The organism is Limnobacter humi (genome assembly GCF_024518835.1).
In the GTDB taxonomy this organism is placed as follows: Bacteria; Pseudomonadota; Gammaproteobacteria; order Burkholderiales; family Burkholderiaceae_B; genus Limnobacter; species Limnobacter humi.
Genome location: NZ_JANIGO010000019.1, coordinates 1 through 597 on the forward strand (window position 1 = coordinate 1; position 597 = coordinate 597).

The 597-nt window shown below is 59.1% G+C and carries 1 protein-coding gene; it reads left to right on the forward strand.

The features are described from left to right. Positions 1-55: 55 nt before the first annotated feature. A partial coding sequence (locus NQT62_RS15360; protein ID WP_256765625.1) for a DUF4158 domain-containing protein occupies positions 56-597 on the forward strand: 542 nt, incomplete at its 3' end.

A 597-nucleotide genomic window follows, 5' to 3' on the forward strand; every position in this document is an offset into this window, starting at 1 on the left:
GACACGCATTTTCCGTTTCGCTGCACTCTCCGCGGCGAAACGGGAAGATCAGTGAATGGCGCGAAGAGCATTACTGAGCGAGGCATGGTGGCAACAGGCGACGATCATCCCGGATAACGAAAGGGAGATCGCCAAACATTATACGCTGGATCGATCGGATCTCGACCTGATCATGCGACAGAACAAGGCCGCGAACAGACTGGGCCTCGCCTGTGTTCTGGCCACGCTACGATACCCTGGCCGACCGCTTGCGGATGGCGAGGTCCTGCCGGCTGGCGTCTTACGATTTCTGGCGCGGCAGATCGGCGTCGATCACCATGAGATCGAACGTTATTTCGAGCGCCCACAGACGCGGCGCGAGCATCTGGCCCTGCTTTTCTACAGAATGCAGATGCGTCCGTTTGTGCCTTCGGACGTGCGGGCACTCACAGGCTGGCTGACACCTGCCGCGCAAACCCTGCGCCAGGCCGATGTATTGGCGGATATGGTCGTGGAAGAACTGCGACGCAGGAGAATTCTTTTGCCAGCGCGGCCAGCGCTCGAAGCCATCATTCATGTGGCAATCAGGCGCGGCATTCGTATTGCTCATCGGGCCTT